Origin of the sequence: Micromonospora sp. WMMA1976, assembly GCF_027497335.1 — a bacterium.
GTDB lineage: Bacteria > Actinomycetota > Actinomycetes > Mycobacteriales > Micromonosporaceae > Micromonospora > Micromonospora aurantiaca.
The window spans coordinates 5380103-5400180 of sequence record NZ_CP114912.1 but is presented as its reverse complement, the minus strand read 5'-3'; the positions used below and the strand labels follow the sequence as shown (position 1 = coordinate 5400180).

17 protein-coding genes are annotated in these 20078 nt (G+C 73.9%); 10 read left to right on the top strand and 7 right to left on the bottom strand.

Translation table 11 applies throughout. The features are described 5' to 3' along the window. Positions 1–115 precede the first annotated feature (115 nt). Positions 116–499: a WhiB family transcriptional regulator gene (locus O7546_RS24775; RefSeq protein ID WP_194801376.1), complete on the bottom strand. Its 384-nt coding sequence runs from the start codon at positions 497–499 to the stop codon at positions 116–118. 252 nt (positions 500–751) lie between these two features. Here O7546_RS24775 and O7546_RS24770 point away from each other — a divergent pair, with 252 nt between their 5' ends. Further along, positions 752–1570, top strand: coding sequence for a response regulator transcription factor (locus tag O7546_RS24770; RefSeq protein ID WP_194801375.1), 819 nt, complete (start codon positions 752–754; stop codon positions 1568–1570). Between the two features lie 12 nt (positions 1571–1582). On the opposite strand, the gene O7546_RS24765 is transcribed toward O7546_RS24770, so the two are convergent. Then, entirely contained in the window at positions 1583–1987 is a 405-nt protein-coding gene (locus O7546_RS24765; protein WP_194801374.1) for a DUF5319 domain-containing protein, read from the bottom strand. A 196-nt stretch (positions 1988–2183) separates the two neighbouring features. On the opposite strand from O7546_RS24765, the gene guaB reads away from it, so the two are divergent. From guaB to O7546_RS24745, 4 genes are all read left to right on the top strand, one after another. Continuing rightward, entirely contained in the window at positions 2184–3746 is a 1563-nt protein-coding gene (guaB, locus tag O7546_RS24760; protein ID WP_194801373.1) for an IMP dehydrogenase, read from the top strand. Positions 3747–3776: 30 nt separating this feature from the next. Continuing rightward, the gene (locus O7546_RS24755) at positions 3777–4895 is read left to right on the top strand and encodes a GuaB3 family IMP dehydrogenase-related protein (RefSeq protein ID WP_013288539.1); all 1119 of its coding nucleotides are present in this window, start codon (positions 3777–3779) and stop codon (positions 4893–4895) included. 98 nt (positions 4896–4993) lie between these two features. Beyond that, on the top strand, positions 4994–6388 hold the full coding sequence (locus tag O7546_RS24750) for a M1 family metallopeptidase (RefSeq protein ID WP_269697645.1): 1395 nt from the start codon (positions 4994–4996) through the stop codon (positions 6386–6388). 87 nt (positions 6389–6475) lie between these two features. Beyond that, the gene (locus O7546_RS24745; RefSeq protein WP_269697644.1) at positions 6476–7933 is read left to right on the top strand and encodes a M1 family metallopeptidase; all 1458 of its coding nucleotides are present in this window, start codon (positions 6476–6478) and stop codon (positions 7931–7933) included. A gap of 3 nt (positions 7934–7936) precedes the next feature. Here the strand turns inward: O7546_RS24745 and O7546_RS24740 are convergent, their stop codons facing one another. After that, positions 7937–9037, bottom strand: a complete 1101-nt coding sequence (locus O7546_RS24740) for an LCP family protein (RefSeq protein ID WP_194801370.1) — start codon at positions 9035–9037, stop codon at positions 7937–7939. A 141-nt stretch (positions 9038–9178) separates the two neighbouring features. Between O7546_RS24740 and O7546_RS24735 the strand changes: the two genes are divergently transcribed. Both O7546_RS24735 and guaA read left to right on the top strand, forming a co-directional pair. Then, positions 9179–10861, top strand: a complete 1683-nt coding sequence (locus O7546_RS24735) for a GMC family oxidoreductase (RefSeq protein WP_194801369.1) — start codon at positions 9179–9181, stop codon at positions 10859–10861. Positions 10862–10941: 80 nt separating this feature from the next. Continuing rightward, positions 10942–12498, top strand: coding sequence for a glutamine-hydrolyzing GMP synthase (gene guaA, locus O7546_RS24730; RefSeq protein WP_269697642.1), 1557 nt, complete (start codon positions 10942–10944; stop codon positions 12496–12498). A 6-nt stretch (positions 12499–12504) separates the two neighbouring features. Here the strand turns inward: guaA and O7546_RS24725 are convergent, their stop codons facing one another. Beyond that, positions 12505–12849, bottom strand: a complete 345-nt coding sequence (locus O7546_RS24725; RefSeq protein WP_194801367.1) for a PspC domain-containing protein — start codon at positions 12847–12849, stop codon at positions 12505–12507. A gap of 144 nt (positions 12850–12993) precedes the next feature. On the opposite strand from O7546_RS24725, the gene O7546_RS24720 reads away from it, so the two are divergent. The 3 genes from O7546_RS24720 (at position 12994) to O7546_RS24710 (ending at position 16266) form a co-directional block, all read left to right on the top strand. Beyond that, on the top strand, positions 12994–13941 hold the full coding sequence (locus tag O7546_RS24720) for an NUDIX domain-containing protein (RefSeq protein WP_120573154.1): 948 nt from the start codon (positions 12994–12996) through the stop codon (positions 13939–13941). 153 nt (positions 13942–14094) lie between these two features. Continuing rightward, positions 14095–15006 carry an NUDIX domain-containing protein gene (locus tag O7546_RS24715; RefSeq protein WP_281600091.1) on the top strand — a complete coding sequence of 304 codons (912 nt, stop codon included), beginning with the start codon at positions 14095–14097 and terminating at the stop codon, positions 15004–15006. Between the two features lie 345 nt (positions 15007–15351). Further along, complete coding sequence (locus tag O7546_RS24710; protein ID WP_281600090.1) at positions 15352–16266, top strand: phosphatidylcholine/phosphatidylserine synthase; 915 nt, start codon at positions 15352–15354, stop codon at positions 16264–16266. Between the two features lie 57 nt (positions 16267–16323). Here O7546_RS24710 and O7546_RS24705 read toward each other — a convergent pair whose 3' ends face one another. The 3 genes from O7546_RS24705 to O7546_RS24695 form a co-directional block, all read right to left on the bottom strand. Then, the gene (locus O7546_RS24705; RefSeq protein WP_194801364.1) at positions 16324–17571 is read right to left on the bottom strand and encodes a phosphatidylserine decarboxylase; all 1248 of its coding nucleotides are present in this window, start codon (positions 17569–17571) and stop codon (positions 16324–16326) included. 154 nt (positions 17572–17725) lie between these two features. Beyond that, positions 17726–18145, bottom strand: coding sequence for a hypothetical protein (locus O7546_RS24700; RefSeq protein WP_194801363.1), 420 nt, complete (start codon positions 18143–18145; stop codon positions 17726–17728). Then, complete coding sequence (locus tag O7546_RS24695) at positions 18142–20001, bottom strand: PspC domain-containing protein (RefSeq protein ID WP_269697641.1); 1860 nt, start codon at positions 19999–20001, stop codon at positions 18142–18144. Before O7546_RS24695 ends, O7546_RS24700 begins: the two co-directional genes overlap by 4 nt. Between the last annotated feature and the right edge of the window lie 77 nt (positions 20002–20078).

Genomic DNA, 20078 nt, shown 5'->3' with positions numbered 1-20078 from the left:
CTCCTCGGCGCCCCGCAATAGGGGCGCAAAGCTTCCAAGATCTACGCGTGGGGTGCCACGACACGACGCCGCGCCCCGTAACTCGGGGCGCGGCATCGGGGGTCGTGGAACCGGGTCAGGCGACCTTGCGCTGGTCCGGCACGGCGGTGTTGTGCGGCCGGCCGAGGCGCGCCTCCAGTCGGGCGATGTCCACCTTGGTCTGCCGGCGGTCGGCCAGGTCCTCCCAGCCGAGGGCGAGCAGCCGCAGCCGCTCCGACTCGCTGAACCCGCCCCAGACGCCGTACGGCTCGCGTACGGAGAGCGCGTGGGCGGCGCATTCGGCGCGCACCGGGCAGGCGCGGCAGACCGACTTGGCGCCGGTCTCGCGGCGCAGCCGGGAGGAGCCGCGCTCGCCGTCCGGGTGGAAGAACTGCGCGCTGTCGCGGCCACGGCAGGCTCCGAGCCGCTGCCAGTCCCAGAGCTCGTCGATCGGTCCAGGCAGCCTACGTACGTTCGACATCAGCACCCCTCCTCCCGCGCGGCACCGCGGAGAATGTTCGTTGCCAGCTACCGGGCGGCGGTCCGCGCGGGATGCCGGTTCCGGATGAACCCCTCGGTACCCGAGCGGTCCGCGCCTCACACATCTGTGATCGAAAACGTCGGACACTCGGCGGCATATGCCCCATCTGTCGGAAAAGTTCGGATGATTGCCCGGAACCCCCTCCCGACCCCACCTCCGCATGGTCTGCTCTGAGTCGGAGAGGAGACCACTGTGCGTAGTGTTCTTGTGTGCGTTCGGACACCATTGGCGGCCCAGCATCTGACCTCCGCGGCGGCGCGGCTCGGGCTGTCCGGCGTCGTCCGGACGGCCGTCTCCGATCCGGAGGTGATGTTGCGGCTCGCCGAGCGTCCGGTGGACGTGGTGCTCGCCGACACCGCGCTGACCCGGCCGGACAGCGCCGGCTTCGTCCGGCGGGTGCTGGCCCGCGCCCCGCAGGCGGCGGTGCTGCTGCTCGGCGCCGAGGAGTCGGAGTCGGCGGCGGCCACCATCAGCGCCGGAGCGCGGGGCCTGATCCAGAACGCCGACCACGACCTGACCAGCGCGGTGGCCAAGGCGCTACTGCTGCTGTCCGCCCCCGGGCGGAGCAACAGGAACCGGGTGGCGGACACCGCCCGGGACGCGGCGGCGGTGGGCGGGCCGACCCGGCCGGCGGCGCCGGGGCGTACCCAGGGCGGTCCCGGCTGGCCGGCGACGGCCCCGGTGGACGCCGCGGGCCTGCCCACCGTGGTGCCCGTGCAGCGGGGTGAGGACCCGGACGACCCGGCGGCGGCCGACGGCGCGGAGGCGCCCCGGGCGGGTGCGGTCCAGCGGCCCGCGCGGACGCCGCGCAGCGCGATCGGGCTGACCGAGCGGGAGCTTCAGGTGCTGCTCGGCATGGCCGAGGGCAAGAGCAACGCGGAGATCGGGCGGGAGCTGTTCGTCTCCGAGGACACGGTCAAGACACACGCCCGGCGGCTGTTCCGCAAACTCGGCGCGCGCGATCGGGCACACGCCGTGGCGGCCGGGTTCCGGGCGGGCCTGGTCGCCTGACCCGCGCGGGGATCACTCCTGCGCGGAGTCGTCGGTGCCCTCGGTGAGGGTGTCGTGCACGCCGTCGGCGTACCCGCGGGCGTAGTCCCAGCTCACGTAGTGGTCCGGGTCCGGGTCGTAGGCCGGCTCGTGCACCCGGGGACGCCCCGAGTTGAGCAGGTGGCGCAGGTTGCCGCGGAGCAGGTCCCAGTCGAAGTAGTGCGGCTCGCGGCAGTCCTCGCACTCGATCACCAGGCCGCGCACGCCGATCGGCTGGAGCAACGCCTGGTAGATCTCCAGATCGGCGAGATCCTCCAGGACGTCCTGGCGCTCGACCTCGGTCAGCGGGTCGAGCGCGTCGTCGTCGCCGGGATCGTGCAGGCCGGCAGCCGGATCGGCCGGGTCGCCGTTGAACGGGTCGATGGGCTCGTCGTGCACCCCCTCACCGTAGACCCCGAGCCGCCGGAAAGCCCGCCCCAGCCCGTGCTGTGGCCCTGCCTACCCTTGGCCCGCCGCTGCCCGGGCGCGGACGGGTAGGTGGGTACGATGAGGCGACGCGCCGTCACCCGGCGCCTGCCGGTGCCCCCGCGCGCCGCCTCGCTGCAGCCCGTTCGACCAGCTCAGGGGAGCAATCGTGGAGAATTCGCCCAGCACCGAGATCCCGGCCGGCGCCGACGGCGGGGAGCTGGGTGGCCATCTGCCCGAGCTGCCTGCGGGTTCGGCCCGCGTGGTGCCGCTCGGGCTGACCTTCGACGACGTCCTGCTGCAGCCGGGCGAGTCGGACGTCGTCCCCAGCCGTGTCAACACCCGCACCCGCCTCACCCGCAACATCGAACTGACCGTGCCGCTGCTGTCCAGCGCGATGGACACCGTCACCGAGGCGCGGATGGCGATCGCCATGGCCCGCCAGGGCGGCATCGGCGTGCTGCACCGCAACCTCTCCGTCGAGGACCAGGCGCTTCAGGTCGACCTGGTGAAGCGCTCCGAGTCCGGCATGATCACCAACCCGGTGACCGCCAGCCCGGACGACACGCTTCGCGAGGTGGACGCGCTCTGCGGGCGCTACCGCATCTCCGGCGTACCGGTGGTGGACGGGCAGGGCCAGTTGGTCGGCATCGTCACCAACCGCGACATGCGGTTCGTCTCCGACCCGGCCACGCCGGTGCGCGAGATCATGACCCGCACCCCGCTGATCACCGCGCCGGTCGGCGTGAGCAAGGACGACGCGCTCGGCCTGCTGCGCCAGCACAAGATCGAGAAGCTGCCGATCGTGGACGCGGGCGGCAAGCTGCGCGGCCTGATCACGGTGAAGGACTTCACCAAGAGCGAGCAGTACCCGAACGCCACCAAGGACGACGCGGGCCGGCTCCGGGTCGCCGCCGCGGTCGGCGTGGGCGAGGACGGCTACAAGCGGGCCCGCGCGCTCGTCGACGCCGGCGTGGACGTCGTCATCGTGGACACCGCGCACGGCCACCAGCGCGCCGTGCTGGAGATGGTCACCCGGCTCAAGCGGGACGTCACCATCGACATCGTGGGCGGCAACATCGCCACGTACGCGGGCGCGAAGGCGCTCGTCGAGGCCGGCGCGGACGGCGTCAAGGTGGGCGTCGGCCCGGGCGCCATCTGCACCACCCGGATCGTGGCCGGAGTCGGCGTACCGCAGATCACCGCGATCATGGAGGCGGCCCGTGCCGCCCGCCCGGCCGGCGTGCCGGTGATCGGTGACGGCGGCATCCAATACTCCGGCGACATCGCCAAGGCGCTCGTCGCCGGCGCCGACACGGTGATGCTCGGCAGCCTGCTGGCCGGATGCGAGGAGAGCCCCGGCGAGCTGATCTTCATCAACGGCAAGCAGTACAAGGCGTACCGGGGGATGGGCTCGCTCGGCGCGATGCAGTCGCGCGGCCAGGGCAAGTCCTACTCCAAGGACCGCTACTTCCAGCAGGACGTGCTCGCCGAGGACAAGCTGGTCCCGGAGGGCGTCGAGGGTCAGGTGCCCTACCGGGGGCCGCTGTCCGCTGTCGCCCACCAGCTCACCGGCGGGCTGCGCGCCGCCATGGGGTACGTGGGCGCGGAGAGCATCCCGGAGCTGCACCGGCGTGGCCAGCTCATCCGGATCACCGCGGCCGGGCTCAAGGAGAGCCACCCGCACGACATCCAGATGACAGTCGAGGCGCCCAACTACCACTCCCGCTGACCCACCACCCCCAACCACCTGGAGTCCCTCATGCGTGACGTGGTCGAGATCGGGCTGGGCAAGACCGCGCAGCGCGGCTACCACCTGGACGACATCGCCATCGTGCCGAGCCGCCGCACCCGGGACGTCGACGACGTCTCCACCGCGTGGCAGCTCGACGCGTACCAGTTCGGCATCCCGTGCGTCGCGCATCCCTCCGACGCGACCATGAGCCCGGCCTCGGCGGTCCGGCTCGGCCAGCTCGGCGGGCTTGGCGTGCTCAACGTCGAGGGCCTCTGGACCCGGTACGAGAACCCGGCCAAGATCCTGGAGGAGCTGGCCGGTCTCGGCGAGGACGCGCGGGCGACCAAGCGCCTCCAGGAGGTCTACGCCGAGCCGATCCGGCCCGACCTGATCGCCGAGCGGGTCCGCGAGCTGCGTGAGGGCGGCGGCACGGTGGCGGTGCGGGTCTCCCCGCAGCACACCCTGGCGTTGGCCCCGGTGATCCTCGACGCCGGCGTGGACATCCTGGTCATCCAGGGCACGCTCGTCTCGGCCGAGCACGTCTCGACCACCGACGAGCCGCTGAACCTCAAGGAGTTCATCGCCGACCTGGACCTGCCCGTCGTCGTCGGCGGCTGCACCGACTACAAGACCGCGCTGCACCTGATGCGTACCGGCGCGGCCGGCGTGATCGTGGGCATCGGCGGCGACGACTGGTCGACCACCGAGTCGGTGCTCGGCATCCGGGTGCCGATGGCCACCGCCATCGCCGACGCCGCCGCGGCCCGCCGCGACTACCTGGACGAGACCGGCGGCCGGTACGTGCACCTGATCGCCGACGGCGACATGCAGACCTCCGGCGACATCGCCAAGGCGCTCGGCTGCGGCGCGGACGCGGTGATGCTCGGCGAGCCGCTGTCGCTGTGCGAGGAGGCCCCGGCCGGCGGTGCCTGGTGGCACTCCGCGGCCAGCCACCCGTCGCTGCCCCGTGGCGCGTTCGAGGTGGCCGGCGAGCCGCTCGGCTCGATGGAGAAGCTGCTGTTCGGCCCGGCCGACGAGCCGGACGGCCAGCTCAACCTCTTCGGCGGCCTGCGCCGCGCGATGGCCAAGTGCGGCTACCGCGACCTGAAGGAGTTCCAGAAGGTCGGGCTCGTCCTCGACCGCTGAGCACCGCTGAGCACCGGCTGAGCACCGCGTGACGGCGCGGGCGGCGGCGCGGACGTGTTCCGGCCCCGCCCGCGCCGTCGCGCGTCTAGGCTCGCCGGGTGAGACGGGGGCGGGTCTGGGCGGCAGGGCTGGTGGCGGCGGCGCTCGCGCTGGGCGGCTGCACCGGCGGTGACGACAACGGGTTCCGGCCGGGTGCGGCGGACGCCGGTGACCCGTACGTGCCAGGCGCCGGCAACGGCGGCTACGACGTGGGCCACTACGCGCTGGACGCGCGCTACGACCCGGCGAGCGACCGGCTCACCGGCACCGCCACGCTGACCGTCACCGCCACCCGGGCGCTGTCCCGCTTCCAGCTCGACCTGGCCGGGCTGGACGTCGAGCAGGTGCGGGTGGACGCGGAGACGGCGAAGCACCGCCACGACGGCGCCGAGCTGATCGTCACCCCGCCGCGCGGGCTGCCGTCGGGAAAGCGGTTCACCGTCGAGGTGACGTACGGCGGGGTGCCGCAGCCGCTGCCCAACGCCGAGCTCGGCGACGGCGGATTCCACGCCACGCCGGACGGTGCGATAGCGCTCGGCCAGCCCGAGTCGGCGAGCACGTGGTACCCGGTGAACGACCACCCGTCGGACAAGGCGACATACGACCTCGCGGTCACCGTGCCGGACGGCCTCGCCGCGCTGTCCAACGGCGTGCCGGAGGGCAGGACGTCGAACGGCGGCTGGACCACCTGGCGCTGGTCCGAGCGCGCGCCGATGGCCAGCTACCTGAGCACGCTGGTGATCGGCGACTACCGGGTCAGCAGCGGCACCCACGCCGGGAAGCCGCTCGTCACCGCCGTCGCCGCAGCGCTGCCCGCGGACGGTCCGGCCGCCGCGTCGGTGGCCCGCACCGGCGAGGTCGCGGACTTCCTGGCCGGGCACTTCGGGCCGTACCCGTTTGAGGCGTACGGCGGCGTGGTGGTCGCCGACGAGCGCATCCGGTACGCGCTGGAGACGCAGAGCCGCCCGGTCTACGGGCCGGCGTTCTTCCGCGACGGCCTGCCGAACACCGAGGTGGTCGCGCACGAGCTGGCCCACCAGTGGTTCGGCGACAGCGTCTCGGTGGCCCGGTGGAGCGACATCTGGCTCAACGAGGGCTTCGCCACGTACGCCGAATGGCTCTGGGCCGAGCACGACGGCGGGCGCACCGTGGCGCAGACAGTCGCGCAACGGTACGCGGACACCGACTGGTCGAAGCCCACAGTCGACCCGGGCCGGGCCGGGATGTTCGGCGACGCGGTCTACCAGCGGGGCGCGCTCGCGGTGCACGCGCTGCGCCGCGCGCTCGGCGACGAGACGTTCTACCGCGTGCTGCGCGGCTGGCTGGCGCAGCACCGCGACGGCAACGTCACCACCGCCGACTTCGTCGGGTACGCCGAACGCACGTCCGGACGTCCGCTGCGGGCGCTGCTGGACGCCTGGCTGGTAGGTGGCACGCCGCCGGGACTGCCGTGACGAACGCGTGACCGCCGCTGGGTAGGCTGCCGCGGTCGGAGCGGCCCGTGGGCGGGGCCGCCGAACGGGCCCGGGAGGATCGAGGCGATGACGCGGCGCGGCGCACGACGACGGATCGGCTTGCTGACCTGCGGCACGCTGCTGGTCGCGGGCTGCGGTTCGGCCGAGCTGGACCCCGGCCCGACGTCCCCGGCCACCCCCGCGCCGGCGGCCTCGCGCAGCTTCGCGCCGGGCGCGGACGGCGCCGGTGACGCGTACTTCCCGAGCTACGGCAACGGCGGGTACGACGTCGCGCACTACACCGTGAAGGTGCGCTACGACCCGGAGACGGACAAGCTCAGCGGCACCACCACACTGCGGGCCACCGCCACCGCCGACCTGTCCGCGTTCAACCTGGACCTGGCCGGGTTGACCGTCCGCTCGGTGACAGTGGACGGCACCGCCGCCCGGCACAGCCGGTCCGAGGACGAGCTGGTGATCACCCCGGCGATCGGGCTGACCTCCGGCAACGGGTTCACCGCCGAGATCCGGTACGACGGCCGGCCGGAGCCGCTGCGTACCGAGTCGCTGGGCGAGGGCGGCTGGCTGCACACCGTCGACGGGGCGATCGCGCTCGGTCAGCCGGAGTCGGCCAGCACCTGGTTCCCGGTCAACGACCACCCCTCGGACAAGGCCACCTACGACATGGAGATCACCGTTCCGAAGGGACTGACGGCGGTCTCCAACGGCGTGCCGAAGGGGAAGACGACAAGCGGCGCCTGGACCACCTGGAAGTGGTCGGAGACCGCGCCGGCGGCCAGCTACCTGACCACGGTGGCGATCGGGAAGTTCCGGGTCACCACCGGGGAGCACAAGGGACGGCCGGTCTACAACGCGGTCACCACACTGGTGGCGGAGGGCGCGCCGGACCGGTCCCTCGCGCGCACTATCGAGGTCGCCGACTACCTGGAGAGCGTCTTCGGTCCGTACCCGTTCGACTCGTACGGCGGCGTGGTGATCGCCGACGATCGCATCCGGTACGCGCTGGAGACGCAGAGCCGGCCGGTCTACTCGGCGAGCTTCTTCCGGCAGGGCGACAACACCGGCGTGGTCGCGCACGAGCTGGCCCACCAGTGGTACGGCAACAGCGTGTCGATCCAGCGCTGGCAGGACATCTGGCTCAACGAGGGGCTGGCCACGTACGCCGAGTGGCTGTGGGCCGAGCACACCGGCTCGACCACGGTGCAGCGCACGTTCGAGCAGAAGTACGCGAACGCCGGCGGGCAGGTGTGGCGTACGCCGCCGGGCAAGCCGGGCGTCGCGAACCTGTTCAGCCGCTCGGTCTACGACCGGGGCGGGATGACCGTGCACGCGCTGCGGGTGGCGGTGGGGGACACCGCGTTCTTCGCGATCCTGCGCACCTGGGCCGCGGAGCGGAAGAACGGCAACGCCACCACCGCCGACTTCGTGGCGCTGGCCGAGCGGATCACCGGCAGGAAGCTGGCGAAGGTCTTCGACCCGTGGTTGTACGGCACCGAGCGCCCGCCGGCCCCGAAACCGCTGTAGGCGTCAGTTCTTGACGCGCAGCGACGGGTGGGCGGCCAGGAACGCGTCGGCCCGCCCACCGCGCAGTGCGCTGAGGAAGTCACGGCCGAGCGGCTTGAGCTGCTCACCCCGGTACGCGCCGCCGCTGCTCACCCCGGCGCCGGGCAGCACGACGAGCGTGAGCCGGTCGGCCGGCAGGCCACCCAGGACGTACGCGTAGTCGATCAGCTTCCGGCCGCCCCCGGCGTACACCAGGGTCCTGCCCAGCGCGGCCACCACCTGCTCGACCCGCTGCGGGTCGCGGGCCGTGCCCTGGTCGAGGATCTTGCGGGCCAGCGCCCGGAGCAGTTGCTGCTGGTGCCGCTGCCGGGTGTAGTCGCCGCCCGCGGTGTAGCGCTGCCGCGCGTAGTCCAGCGCCTGCCAGCCGGTCAGGTGCCGGGTGCCCTTCTGGTAGACCATCTGCGGCCCGGTGTAGCCGCCGCCGGTCAGCGTCCGCATGGTGCCGTCCGGGCGGCGGTGCCGGGACTCGACCCGCTGGTCGACGTAGAGGTCCACCCCGCCGAGCGTGTCCACCAGCTTGTCGAAGCCGCCGAACGTGATCACCGCGCCGGCGTCGATGCGCAGACCGGTGTAGCGGGAGACGGTGGTGCGCAGCAGCTCGTACCCCTGGGCGGTGCTGGGGTTGCGCTTGTCGCCCGGCACCCGGCTGCCGTAGCTCATCGCGTGGGTGAGCTTGGTGCGGCCGCCCGGGTAGCGGGCCTTCGGGTAGGCGGGGATGTCCACGACCAGGTCGCGGGGGAGCGAGAACAGGTACGCCCGGTCCAGCCCGGCCGGTACGTGCAGCAGCAGCACCGCGTCGGCGTGCGGCTCCCAGCCGGGGATGCTGACCCGGGTGTCCACGCCGACGAGCAGCAGGTTGAGCGGGCCCTTCAGGTCGGCGCCGGGCGGGGGTGTCGGGCTGGCGGTGGTCGGGGCGGGCGTCGGTGAGGGCGGCGGCGCGGTGCTCGGGCCGGCGACCGGGGCGGCCGGGCGGTTCGCCACCAGCCGGGTGGTCACCACCGCTCCGGTGGCCACCAGCAGCGCCGCGACCAGTGCGGCCAGGCCCAGCAGGCGTCGTCTCGTCACGTTCGTTCCTCCCCGTGGTGTTCGACGCGCCGGGAGCCGCCGGAGGTTGCAGCGGCGGGAATCCCGGCGAATCGAGCGCTCTGCATGATCTGCGAAAAACACTCGCTGGCGCCATAGCTACCGGTCGGTAATGATGCGTTCATGCGTTACGACGTGCTCGTCATCGGTTCGGGCTTCGGCGGCAGCGTCACCGCGCTCCGGCTGGCCGAGAAGGGCTACACGGTGGGCGTCCTGGAGGCGGGGCGGCGCTTCGCCGACGACGAGTTCCCGCGTACGTCCTGGCGGGCGCGACGGTTCCTCTGGGCGCCCCGGCTCGGCTGCTTCGGGCTCCAGCGGATTACGCTGCTGCGCTCGGCCGACCGCAAGGCCGGCGGCGGCGTGCTGGTGCTCTCCGGCGCCGGTGTGGGCGGCGGCTCGCTCGTCTACGCGAACACGCTCTACGAGCCGCTCGACGCGTTCTACGCCGACCCGCAGTGGCGGGACATCACCGACTGGCGCGACGAGCTGGCCCGCCACTACGACCAGGCGAAGCGGATGCTCGGCGTCACCACGTACCCGATCGACACCCGCGCGGACCAGGCCGTCCGCGCGGTGGCCGAGCGGATGGGGGTGGCGCACACCTACCACCCGACGCCGGTCGGGGTGCACATCGGGCGGCCCGGCGAGCGGGTGGCCGACCCGTACTTCGGCGGGGCCGGACCGGACCGCACCGGGTGCAGCCACTGCGGATCGTGCATGACCGGCTGCCGGCACGGCGCCAAGAACACGCTGGTGAAGAACTACCTCTGGCTGGCCGAGCGGCTCGGCGTGCAGGTGCACCCGCTGACCACCGTGACCGCCGTCCGCCCGGACCCGGCCGGCGGGTACGCGGTGCACACCGAACGCACCGGCGCCTGGCTGCGCAAGCGGCGCGAGGTGATCCACGCCGACCAGGTGGTCTTCGCGGCCGGCGCGCTCGGCACCCAGCGGCTGCTGCACGAGATGAAGGCGACCGGCGCGCTGCCGGCGCTCTCGCCCCGGCTGGGCGAGCTGACCCGCACCAACTCCGAGGCCATCCTCGGCGCCTCGGTGGCGCCCGGCGCGGCCCGGAAGCGCGGCCTCGACTTCACCGAGGGGGTGGCGATCACCAGCTCGTTCCACCCCGACCCGCAGACCCACATCGAGCCGGTCCGGTACGGCAAGGGCTCCAACGCGATGGGCCTGCTCCAGTCACTGCTCGTCGACGGCGGTCCCCGCCGCGCCCGGCGCTGGCTGGGCAGCATCGTCCGGCAGCCCGTGCTGGCGGCGCGGATGCTGTCGGTACGCCGGTGGTCCGAGCGCACCGTGATCGCGCTCGTCATGCAGTCGGTCGACAACTCGCTGACCACCCGCTACCGCCGGGGGCGGCTGGTCTCCGGCCCCGGCCACGGCGCGCCCAACCCGACCTGGATCCCGGCCGGCAACACCGCGGCCCGGCTGCTCGCCGAGGAGATCGGCGGCACCCCGGGCGGGGCGGTCACCGAGCCGTTCAACATCCCGGTGACCGCGCACATCCTCGGCGGCGCGGTCATCGGCGCCACCCCGGACGAGGGCGTGATCGACCCCTGGCACCGGGTGTACGGCCACCCGGGGCTGCACGTGGTGGACGGCGCGGCGGTCTCGGCGAACCTGGGCGTCAACCCGTCGCTGACGATCACCGCGCAGGCCGAGCGGGCCATGTCGTACTGGCCGAACAAGGACGAGGTGGACCCGCGTCCGGCGCTCGGGTCGGCGTACACCCGGGTGGAGCCGGTCCCGCCGCGGCGGCCCGCCGTCCCCGCGCACGCCCCCGCCGCCCTGCGCTGAGGAGGCCGTCGCAAGGTTCACCCCGCCACACCGCCGGGGCGCGTCCGCGCGGCCGGTGACTGTCGGTAGGCTTTGCGCACATGAGCACGCCTCGCCCCGTCCTCGTGGTGGACTTCGGAGCCCAGTACGCCCAGCTCATCGCGCGCCGTGTCCGCGAGGCGAAGGTCTACTCGGAGATCGTCCCGCATTCCATGCCGGTGTCCGAGATGCTGGCGAAGAACCCGGCCGCGATCATCCTGTCCGGTGGCCCGTCCAGCGTCTACGCACCGGGCGCCCCGCAGATCGACGCCGGCATGTTCGAGACCGGCGTACCGGTCTTCGGCATCTGCTACGGCTTCCAGGCCATGGCCCAGGCGCTCGGCGGCACCGTCGCGCGCACCGGCAACCGCGAGTACGGCGGCACCCCGCTGCGCCCGCGCCTGACCGAGCCGGGCGTGCTGCTGCGCGACCTGCCGGCCGACCTGCCGGTCTGGATGAGCCACGGCGACTGCGTCACCGAGGCGCCGGAGGGCTTCACCGTCACCGCCGAGTCGGCGGGCGCCCCGGTCGCCGCGTTCGAGGACCTGGCCGGCCGCCGCGCCGGCGTGCAGTTCCACCCCGAGGTCGGGCACACCGCGCACGGCCAGGAGATGCTCACCCGCTTCCTCTACGACATCGCCGGCATCGCGCCCACCTGGACGCCGTCGAACATCATCGACGAGCAGGTCGCCCGGATCCGCGAGCAGGTGGGCGACAAGGAGGTCATCTGCGGCCTCTCCGGCGGCGTCGACTCGGCGGTCGCCGCGGCGCTCGTCCACCGCGCCGTGGGTGACCAGCTCACCTGCGTGTTCGTGGACCACGGTCTGCTGCGGGCCGGTGAGGCCGAGCAGGTCGAGAAGGACTACGTCGCGGCGACCGGCATCAAGCTCAAGGTGGTCGACGCGCGGGAGCGGTTCCTGAGCGCGCTCGCCGGGGTGACCGACCCGGAGCAGAAGCGCAAGATCATCGGCCGGGAGTTCATCCGCGTCTTCGAGGCCGCCGCGCGGGAGATCGCCGCGCACGGCGACGTGGAATTCCTCGTGCAGGGCACGCTCTACCCGGACGTGGTGGAGTCCGGCGGCGGCACCGGCACCGCGAACATCAAGAGCCACCACAACGTCGGCGGCCTGCCCGAGGACCTGAAGTTCTCCCTGGTCGAGCCGCTGCGCACGCTGTTCAAGGACGAGGTCCGCACGATCGGCCTGGAGCTGGGACTGCCAGAGGCGATGGTCTGGCGGCACCCGTTCCCCGGCCCCGGCCTGGCCATCCGGATCATCGGCGCGGTCGACGAGGAGCGCCTCGCCGTGCTCCGCAAGGCCGACCTGATCGCCCGGCAGGAGCTGACCGCGGCCGGTCTGGACCGGGGCGTCTGGCAGTTCCCGGTGGTGCTGCTGGCCGACGTCCGCAGCGTCGGGGTGCAGGGCGACGGGCGCACCTACGGTCACCCGGTGGTGCTGCGCCCGGTCTCCAGCGAGGACGCGATGACCGCCGACTGGTCCCGGCTGCCCTACGACGTGGTGGCCCGGATCTCCACCCGGATCACCAACGAGGTCGCCGAGGTCAACCGCGTGGTCCTGGACGTGACGAGCAAGCCGCCGGGCACCATCGAGTGGGAGTGACGCGGCTCAGGCCGCCGGCGGCGTCTGCGGTCCGGTCTGCGGCCCGCCCGGCGTCCGCGGCTCGGTCGGCGTAGCCGGCGGGACCGGCGGCCAGCCGGGCGCGGTCCCCGGCGGGTGCGGCCAGGCGGGCGCGCCGGCCGGCTCCTCGGGCATCAGGAACCACATGATCGGGTACGCGAGCGCGGCGAGCCCGCCGGTGAGCACCGTGGCGGTCGCGAAGATCACCCGGATCAGCGTGGGGTCGGCGGCGAAGTAGCGGCCGAGGCCGCTCGCCACACCGGCGATCATGCGGTCGCTGACCGGTCGGCGGAGCTGCTTGTACGGGGCCTGGGAGGGGTTCGGGAAGGTCATGTGTCAACGGTCCCGCGCGCTGCGGCGGCCGACCTCGGTGACCGCCCGGACGCTTACCCTGAACCGTCCCTGAGACGCCAGCGGAGAGTCAGGAATCTGACTCTTTTCGATGTCGGTAACCCGCTCCGGGGAGAATTTGCTCCCGTGACCACCTCGCTGGAGCCGCTCCGCAGGATCGCGGCATACGCAGTTTGTGCTGATTCAAACGGCCGAGTGTTGCTGGTCCGCGCATCGGAGCGCTCCGGCACCCCCGGCACCTGGTCGCTCCCCGGAGGCGCGGTCGACCACGGTGAGGACCCCAAACACACAGTCGTCCGGGAGACCGCGGCCGAGACCGGGCTCTCGGTGGCGGTCGCCGGCCTCCAGGACGTGCTCGCCGACATGCGGGCGCTGCCCGAGCGGCGCATCACGATCCACACCGACCGGCTGCTCTACACCGTGTCGGTCCGCGGCGGGACGCTCACCGAGCGGGTCGACCGCCCGACCGACCTGGCCCGCTGGTTCACCCTCGACGAGGCCCGGGAGCTTCCGCTGCGGTCGTTCACCGCACGTGCCCTGGGCCTGCCCACCTCCACCGACGACATCGTGCCGGAGGAGGTGCCCGAGTTCCCCTCGTTCTACGCCGTCCCCGGCCCGGACGGGCTGCACCGGGCGCAGCGCTTCGCCGCGTACGCGGTGGTGACCGACCCGGAGGAGCGCGTACTGCTGACCCGGGTGTCCGACGGCTACCCGGGTGCCGGCTGCTGGCACCTGCCCGGCGGCGGCACCGACTACGGCGAGCAGCCGGGCGCGGCGCTGATCCGCGAACTGGTCGAGGAGACCGGTCAGACCGGCCGCCTGGTCGAGCTGCTCGGGGTGGCCAGCCACCGGGACGCCGCCTCGCTCGGCCCGGAGGGCTACCCGATCGACTGGCACGGCGTACGCGCCTTCTACCGGGTGGTGGTCGACCAGCCCGCCCCGCCCACCGTGGCCGACATCGGCGGCTCCACCTGCGAGGCCCGCTGGTTCCGCCGCGAGGAACTCGGCGCCCTCCCCACCGACCGCCTCACCGAGGTGACGGCCGAAGCAGTCCAGGCCGCCCACCTCCTCTAGCCCCGCCCCGGCCCCACCCCGGCCCCTCACCCGGGCCCCACCCCGGGCCCTCACCCCGGCGATCATGAAGTTGACGGCGCGAAATGTCCGCCTCGGTACCGCTAACCTCATGATCGACGGAGTGGGTCGCTCGGGTGCGGGGGAGTGGTGCGGGTGGAACAGCTGCGGCGGGTCGGGGCCTACGGGGTGTTGCGGGACTCCGAGGGGCGGGTGTTGCTGGCGCGTGGCTCGGCGCAGTGCCCGTACCCGGGGGTGTGGCAGCTGCCCGGTGGCAGCGTCGAGCACGCGGAGCACCCGGCCGACACCGTGGTACGCGAGTTCGCCGAGGAGACCGGCCTGACCGTGGCGCCCGGCACGATCCGGGCCGCGGTGGCCGACGTGGCCGCGTTCGCCGACCTGGGGATCGCGCTGCACACCGATCGGCTGATCTTCGAGGTGGAGGCGCGCGGCGGACGGCTGCGGCCCGAGCCGGCCGGCGGCAGCGACGAGGTCGGCTGGTTCGCCCCCGAGGAGGCCGCCACCCGGGCGCTGATGCCGTTCACCGCCGAGCTGCTCGGCCTGCCGGTGACTCCGCTGCCGACCGGCCTGCCCCGGGCGCTGCCCGGCGGACCGGCCGGGCCGTCCGTCGACCGCCGGCAGCGCTTCGCCGCGTACGGGCTGGTCACCGACCCGGCCGACCGGGTGCTGCTCACCATGATCGCCGACGGGTATCCGGGCGCGGGTCGCTGGCACCTGCCCGGGGGCGGCACCGACCACGGCGAGCAACCGGCCGCCGGGCTGCTGCGCGAGCTGGTCGAGGAGGCCGGGCAGCTGGGCCGGGTGGTCGACCTGATCGCCGTGGACAACCTGCACAATCCGGCCGCGCTCGGGCCGGAGGGCCGCCCGCTGGACTGGCACGGCGTCCGGGTGATCTACCGGGTACGGGTGGACGCGCCGACCGACGCGGTGGTGACCGAGCTGGCCGGCGGCTCGACCGCGCGGGCCGCCTGGTTCGACAGGGAGCAGGTCACCGGTCTGTCGATGACCGACGTGGCGGCCCGGGCCACCGGGCAGCGGGTGAGCTGAATCGCTCGCCGAGCCGCCCTGGGTGACCTCCGGTACAGTCGGAAGTACGGCTGACCGACGAAAACGGGCGTTGAGGCCCGAGATGGGAATGAGTGGGCGGTTCGCGCGGTTAAGGGAGATATAAGTACCGCCGGCAGCTATCGCCAAGCCCCTGTCCCCTGTGCAATGGTGTACTCCGCAAAAGGGCTGCCGGACCCGAAAGGTCCGGCACGAGACAGCCGGACACCCGCCCCACCGTGGGCGGCCAGCCGATCCGGTGATGGAGGAAACGTGCCGAGAGCCCCATGGCGCCGGCGTCGTACGACTGACAGTCCGCGCCCCGCAGGGCGTCGCTGGGCGGGCAGGTTGCGCCGCAGCAGCACGTTCGCCCGCCAGGTGCTGCTGGTCCGGGTGGGCCGCCGGGACGGCGCGGCCGTCTCGGGGACCGACCTGGTCACCCCCGACCACCGTTACTCCGACCGCCAGCGCATCCGCTACGGCCGGCTCGACACCGACATCGAAGCGGTACGCCCGGTGAGCCCGGCGCTCGCCCCGGCCATCCCGGTCGACGACGAGTCCCCGGCGATGTCGATCCCGCTCCTGCCGGGTGAGCGCACCGCCGCCCGCCGGGCCAAGTTCGCGCTCGTCAACGCGTGCACGCTGAGCAGCCTCATGCTCGGCATGCTGGCCATCTTCCTGGCCATGCGCGGTGACGTGCAGCTCGCCGCGATCTGCCTGATCGCGTGCGTCGCGTTCGACGGCCTCGACGGCGCGCTGGCCCGCAAGCTCGGGGTGGCCAGCCCGTTCGGCGCGCAGATGGACTCGCTCGCCGACATGTGCTCGTTCGGCCTCGCCGCGCCGGTAGTGGTCTACGCCTCGCTGGCCGGTTCGGTGCCCCCGGCGGCCGCCGCGGTCTCCTGCGCGCTCGTCGCCGCCTGCGCGGCGATCCGTCTCGCCCGGTTCAACGTCTCGCCGAAGGACGGCCGCTTCTTCTGCGGCGTGCCGACCACCATGGCGGCGGCGGTGCTCGCCCTGACCGTGGCGATCGGCGTGCCGGTCCCCGGCCTGGTCATGGTGGCCGGCGTGGCGCTGCTCGCCTTCGCCATGGTGTCCAGCTTCCCGTACGCGAAGCTCGCCCGGCTGCTGAAGCTGCCGCCGTGGCTCTGGCTGGCCCCGGTGATCGGCGCGCTCGTCGACATCCGGCTCACCTTCGCGTTCGTGGTGGTGGGCTACCTGGTCAGCGGGCCGCTGCTCTGGCTGCATCAGCGCCGTACGGCCTGATCCGAGAACGCAAGAAGGGGCGCCGCTGCAGCGGCGCCCCTTCTTCGTGTCCGGCGCTCAGCGCCAGCGGGCGATCACCGTCGCACCGCCGACCACCTTGTCGCCCGGACCGACCAGCGGGTCCGCGGCGTCGGCCGGCAGGTAGACGTCGGTACGCGAGCCGAACCGGATCAGGCCGAAGCGCTCACCCCGGGCCAGCAGCGAGCCGACAGGCGCCCGCTGCACGATCCGGCGGGCGATCAGCCCGGTGCGCTGCGCCACCACGACGGTGCCGTGGTCGGTGTCCAGCACCGTGTACGCCGCCACGTTGTGCTCGGCATCAGGCTTCATGGCGTTGACGAACCCGCCGTCGGCGACGAAGTAGTCGACCACCTTGCCGGCCACCGGGGAGCGGTTGACGTGCACGTCCAGCACCGACAGGAACACCGCGATCCGCAGCCACTCGCCGTCACCGAAGCGCTCGTCCTGCAGGCGCTGCACGGACAGCACCTGACCGTCCGCCGAGGCGACGACCGCCGACGGGTCCTCCGGCACGTCCCGCTCCGGGTCCCGGAAGAACGCGGCCACCGGCGCGGCGGCCAGCGCCGGCAGCAGCCAGAGCTTCGACTTCGGCCGCGCGGCCCGGGCCAGGGCGGCCAGGCCGAGCGTGATGCCCGCCGCGGCCACGCCGTTGGAGTCGATGTGCATGCCCCGGGTCAGCGGCACGCTCGACGGCCGGTACGCCGGGGACAGCGAGGCCGCGAGCGCCACCGGTGCCGGGGTGAACCGCAGGTGGTGCACGCGTACCGGCGGGGTGTTGCGCAGCACCAGGTCGCTGCGTACGCCGTGGAGCACGCCCTGCCGGTCCAGCTCGCCGTCGGCGCCCTCGGTGCGGAACAGCGGCGCGGCGACGCTCAGCACCGCGCCCTCGGCCAGGTATTTCGCCAGCCCGTCGATCGCGACGCGCGCCTCGTCCGCGCTGCCGGTGAACGGCTCGGCGACGACCACCACCGCGGCGGCGTCCGCCTCGGCGAGGGTGTCGACCACGCGTACCCGGTCGGCGACCCAGCGGCCCTGCGCGGTGACGTGGTCGCGCAGCGCGGCCGCCGCGGCGCCCTCCGCCGGCACCACGGTGAGCCGGTCGCCGGGCAGCAGTGCCTCGACCGCGGCGGCCAGCACCGCGGACTCCGGGGTCGCGCCGACCAGCAGGCCGGCCTTCGGGTCGTTACGCCGGGCGAACTCGCTGACGAGCGTGCGGGCGGCGCGCTCGCCGATGCGGACCGCACCGGTGGGACCGGTGACACGCACGGCGGGGGACTGGGTCATGTCGGACGGGCTCCTGACGAGATAGCGAACGGACGGGGCGGCTCCGGCGACCCGACCGGCGGCTCCGGCATGGTCGGGGGCGGGGCCGGCCGGCGGAGGCGAGATCTCCGCCGACCAGCATAGGCCGCGTCCGAAGGGCGCCGCAGTGGCGCGGTCAGGCCGGATCCCCCGGCGTACGGCGTTGGGGAGCCGCCTCGTCGGCCGGTGGATCGAGCGCCGGCAGTTCGCGGGTGGCCGGTTCCGCGGAGTCCGTGGTGGCCTCGATGGCCCACTCGTCGGCGCCGTCGGGCGTCCCCGGGCCGGCGGCCGTCTCCGGGCCGGCGGCGGGGGAGCCGTACGGCGCCGAGACCGTGACGTCCGGCGTGGGCGGCGTCGCGGGTTGCTCCGGTGCGCGACCCGAGCGCAGCGCGCCGATCAGTCCGAGGAGGCCGATCAGCACCAGCCCACCGGCCAGGAACCAGCCGACCGGCGGTACGGAGAGACCGAGGATCCGGGCCAGCAGCCACCAGACGGACAGGCCGAGGAAGACGAGTCCGAAAGCGAACGACACCACGTCGGTACGGTGTGCCTTCACCGGGTCACCTCCAGCTTGCCGGCGTTCACGTGGACGAAGAGGCGCAGCTTGCCCCCACCGGGACCGTCGGCGCCGACATCGGTGGTCTCCCACTGACGACCGCCGAGCCCGCCGCTGCTCCGGCCGAAGACGGTGGCGTCGCCGGCGTTCACGTCGGCCACCGTGGTGACGTCGACGTCCGGCGGTACGACCACTGTCGCGTTGCCGAGGTTCACGTCGACCGTCACCTGTACGTCCTGCTTGTCGAAGTCGATCCCGCGCAGGTCGAGCGTGGCGTCACCGAGGTTGTTCTCGTACCGGTTCGCCAGGTCGCGCAGGTCGGTCGGGGCCCAGGTGACGTTGCCGTCGATGCCGCGTACCCGGTCGTAGGACTCGGCGACCGTGGCGATGCCGAGCGCCGCCGCGGTCACCAGGCCCAGGGCGATCAGCCACCGCGCCCGGCCGAACCAGGTGCCGACGAGCAGGCCGAGGCCGATGGTCGCGAGCACCGCGGCGAAGTAGCCGGCGGCGCCGACCGGAAAGACGTCGAGCAGGTCGAGCATCGCCACCACGCCGAGCGCCAGGAAGATCAGCGAGAACGTGATCGCGCCGAGCGGCGAGCGCTCCTTGGGCCGCTTCGGCGGTCGCGGCGGCCGTACCGGTGGCGTGACTGGCGGCGATCCGGCGTAGGGGCCGTGCGGGGCGAACGGCGGCCGGTACCCGCCGGGCGGCAGCGGTGCGCCGACCGGCGCGGGCGGCGGCACGGCGACCGGCTCGTCCAGCCGGGCACCGGCGTCGCGTGCGCCCGGGTTCCCGCCGTACGCGGGCCAGGCGGCGGTGTCGGCGACCGGCCCGGTCACGTGCCGCATCCCTACCGTCGTCGGCTCGGACGGGCCCGGCCGGGTCCCTGCCGCGGCGGGCCAGCCCGGCGCCGGCAGCGTCGGGTAGCCGGTAGCGGGCCCGGAGGGGCCCGGCTCGCGCTCCGCCTCGGACGTGACCGGGCGCCCCGGCTCGGAACCGGGCTCGGGGGAGGACGCCGGCGGGTAGCCCCGCTCGGCGGAGGGCGCCGGGGAGGCGGGCACCGGGGGATAGCCCGGCTCGGGCCGGCCGGCCGGCGGGTAGCCGGGCTCGACGGGCAGGCCGCCGGACGGCGCCGCGCCGGGGTGTGCCGGTCCGGCGGGCGTGCCGGTCCACGGGGCCGCGGGGGGAGCCGCGGTCCACGTACCCGGCGCCGGGGCCGGCGGCGCGGGCCAGGCCACCGGCGGCACCGGACCCGGCGGGGGACCGTGCGGCGGCACCGGCTGAGCCGGCCGCTGCGCCGGGCCGCGCTGCTCGCGGTTGAGCAGGAGCGCGCCGCCGATCAGGATCACCGCACCGAGCAGGATCGCCCGGAACCCGTCCGTGACCACGTAGGCGAAGCCGAGCGCCACCACGATGCCGAGCACGATCACCGTGATCGGCGACATGCTGGACCGGCCCCGGCCGAGCATGGCCTCCACCGGGGAGGCGGTGTCGCCCTCGCCAGGGATGATCAGCCAGCCTGCGACGTACACGATGATGCCGATGCCGCCGAAGAAGCCGAGCACGGCCAGCAGCACGCGCCACAGCACCGGATCGGTGTTCGTGGCCCGGCCGATGGCGGCGCACACCCCGGCCAGGTAGCGGCCCTCGCGGGGGCGTACCAGGCCGTACCGGGTGGTGAAGCCGGCGGCGCCGGGCGGTGGGGCGTACCCACCGGGTGGTGGACCGGCGAACGGCGTGCCGCCGGGCGGCGGGCTCGCCTGGTCGGTGGCGGGCGCCGGTCCCGGCGGGGGCGGCGGCGGGGTGTCCTGTGCTGCCGCCCAGGGGCGGGGCGGACGGGCAGCGTCCTCGTTCATGCCTTCGATACTGCTGCCCCGGCCGCCCGAGCAGCCTCCGGACCCGACCCTGACCCCACCCTGAGATCCGCCGCCGG

Excerpts from the sequence above, each read along its gene's own strand:
- O7546_RS24775 (WP_194801376.1), bottom strand. The coding sequence starts at position 499 with ATGTCGAACGTACGTAGGCTGCCTGGACCGATCGACGAGCTCTGGGAC.
- O7546_RS24755 (WP_013288539.1), top strand. The coding sequence starts at position 3,777 with ATGCGTGACGTGGTCGAGATCGGGCTGGGCAAGACCGCGCAGCGCGGC.
- O7546_RS24745 (WP_269697644.1), top strand. The coding sequence starts at position 6,476 with ATGACGCGGCGCGGCGCACGACGACGGATCGGCTTGCTGACCTGCGGC.
- O7546_RS24735 (WP_194801369.1), top strand. The coding sequence starts at position 9,179 with ATGCGTTACGACGTGCTCGTCATCGGTTCGGGCTTCGGCGGCAGCGTC.
- guaA (WP_269697642.1), top strand. The coding sequence starts at position 10,942 with ATGAGCACGCCTCGCCCCGTCCTCGTGGTGGACTTCGGAGCCCAGTAC.
- O7546_RS24725 (WP_194801367.1), bottom strand. The coding sequence starts at position 12,849 with ATGACCTTCCCGAACCCCTCCCAGGCCCCGTACAAGCAGCTCCGCCGA.
- O7546_RS24705 (WP_194801364.1), bottom strand. The coding sequence starts at position 17,571 with ATGACCCAGTCCCCCGCCGTGCGTGTCACCGGTCCCACCGGTGCGGTC.
- O7546_RS24695 (WP_269697641.1), bottom strand. The coding sequence starts at position 20,001 with ATGAACGAGGACGCTGCCCGTCCGCCCCGCCCCTGGGCGGCAGCACAG.